This is a genomic window from Pseudomonas sp. AGC41 (assembly GCF_057334555.1).
In genome coordinates, this window is sequence record NZ_JBHFJB010000157.1 from 1 (window position 1) to 2,500 (window position 2,500).

The 2,500-nt window shown below is 51.9% G+C and carries 4 rRNA genes (1 of these 4 cut by a window edge); all 4 read right to left on the bottom strand.

The features are described 5' to 3' along the window. Nucleotides 1-2: 2 nt before the first annotated feature. Nucleotides 3-118, bottom strand: a 5S ribosomal RNA gene (gene rrf / locus ACE04F_RS27055). Nucleotides 119-226: 108 nt separating this feature from the next. After that, nucleotides 227-342, bottom strand: a 5S ribosomal RNA gene (gene rrf / locus ACE04F_RS27060). Between the two features lie 108 nt (nucleotides 343-450). After that, nucleotides 451-566 (bottom strand): 5S ribosomal RNA (gene rrf / locus ACE04F_RS27065). A 148-nt stretch (nucleotides 567-714) separates the two neighbouring features. Continuing rightward, nucleotides 715-2,500 (bottom strand): 23S ribosomal RNA (locus ACE04F_RS27070) (it continues 1,106 nt past the right edge of the window).

The window sequence follows — 2,500 nt, forward strand, 5'->3', positions numbered from 1 at the left end:
AATCTTGACGATGACCTACTCTCACATGGGGAAACCCCACACTACCATCGGCGATGCATCGTTTCACTTCTGAGTTCGGGATGGGATCAGGTGGTTCCAATGCTCTATGGTCGTCAAGAAATTCGGTAACCAACCCGTTCAGGAACAACGTGTCGGTGAAAATCGAAGACTTCTACTAAAAACAAAACCCCTACCTGCGTCAGCAGATAGGGGTTTCGGAATTTAATCTTGACGATGACCTACTCTCACATGGGGAAACCCCACACTACCATCGGCGATGCATCGTTTCACTTCTGAGTTCGGGATGGGATCAGGTGGTTCCAATGCTCTATGGTCGTCAAGAAATTCGGTAACCAACCCGTTCAGGAACAACGTGTCGGTGAAAATCGAAGACTTCTACTAAAAACAAAACCCCTACCTGCGTCAGCAGATAGGGGTTTCGGAATTTAATCTTGACGATGACCTACTCTCACATGGGGAAACCCCACACTACCATCGGCGATGCATCGTTTCACTTCTGAGTTCGGGATGGGATCAGGTGGTTCCAATGCTCTATGGTCGTCAAGAAATTCGGTAGCCAGCGCGTGCCTTGCGGTCACGTTCCAGCGAATGGGTATGCGATAGTTTGTGGTTTTGACTCGAACTTTCGGTTCATCTCGTCTTCACACACCGCAATCTGGCCTCTTTCGAGTCTACAGATTGCTTGGGTGTTATATGGTCAAGCCTCACGGGCAATTAGTACAGGTTAGCTCAACGCCTCACAGCGCTTACACACCCTGCCTATCAACGTCGTAGTCTTCGACGGCCCTTCAGGGGACTCAAGGTCCCAGTGAGATCTCATCTTGAGGCAAGTTTCCCGCTTAGATGCTTTCAGCGGTTATCTTTTCCGAACATAGCTACCCGGCAATGCCACTGGCGTGACAACCGGAACACCAGAGGTTCGTCCACTCCGGTCCTCTCGTACTAGGAGCAGCCCCTCTCAAATCTCAAACGTCCACGGCAGATAGGGACCGAACTGTCTCACGACGTTCTAAACCCAGCTCGCGTACCACTTTAAATGGCGAACAGCCATACCCTTGGGACCGGCTTCAGCCCCAGGATGTGATGAGCCGACATCGAGGTGCCAAACACCGCCGTCGATATGAACTCTTGGGCGGTATCAGCCTGTTATCCCCGGAGTACCTTTTATCCGTTGAGCGATGGCCCTTCCATACAGAACCACCGGATCACTAAGACCTACTTTCGTACCTGCTCGACGTGTCTGTCTCGCAGTCAAGCGCGCTTTTGCCTTTATACTCTACGACCGATTTCCGACCGGTCTGAGCGCACCTTCGTACTCCTCCGTTACTCTTTAGGAGGAGACCGCCCCAGTCAAACTACCCACCATACACTGTCCTCGATCCGGATAACGGACCTGAGTTAGAACCTCAAAGTTGCCAGGGTGGTATTTCAAGGATGGCTCCACGCAGACTGGCGTCCACGCTTCAAAGCCTCCCACCTATCCTACACAAGCAAATTCAAAGTCCAGTGCAAAGCTATAGTAAAGGTTCACGGGGTCTTTCCGTCTAGCCGCGGATACACTGCATCTTCACAGCGATTTCAATTTCACTGAGTCTCGGGTGGAGACAGCGCCGCCATCGTTACGCCATTCGTGCAGGTCGGAACTTACCCGACAAGGAATTTCGCTACCTTAGGACCGTTATAGTTACGGCCGCCGTTTACCGGGGCTTCGATCAAGAGCTTCGCGTTAGCTAACCCCATCAATTAACCTTCCGGCACCGGGCAGGCGTCACACCCTATACGTCCACTTTCGTGTTTGCAGAGTGCTGTGTTTTTAATAAACAGTCGCAGCGGCCTGGTATCTTCGACCGGCGTGGGCTTACGCAGCAAGTGCTTCACCCTCACCGGCGCACCTTCTCCCGAAGTTACGGTGCCATTTTGCCTAGTTCCTTCACCCGAGTTCTCTCAAGCGCCTTGGTATTCTCTACCCAACCACCTGTGTCGGTTTGGGGTACGGTTCCTGGTTACCTGAAGCTTAGAAGCTTTTCTTGGAAGCATGGCATCAACCACTTCGTCACCCAAAGGGTAACTCGTCATCAGCTCTCGGCCTTAAGATCCCGGATTTACCTAAGATCTCAGCCTACCACCTTAAACTTGGACAACCAACGCCAAGCTGGCCTAGCCTTCTCCGTCCCTCCATCGCAATAACCAGAAGTACAGGAATATTAACCTGTTTTCCATCGACTACGCTTTTCAGCCTCGCCTTAGGGACCGACTAACCCTGCGTCGATTAACGTTGCGCAGGAAACCTTGGTCTTTCGGCGTGGGTGTTTTTCACACCCATTGTCGTTACTCATGTCAGCATTCGCACTTCTGATACCTCCAGCAAGCTTCTCAACTCACCTTCACAGGCTTACAGAACGCTCCTCTACCGCATCACTTACGTGATACCCGTAGCTTCGGTGTATGGTTTGAGCCCCGTTACATCTTCCGCGCAGGC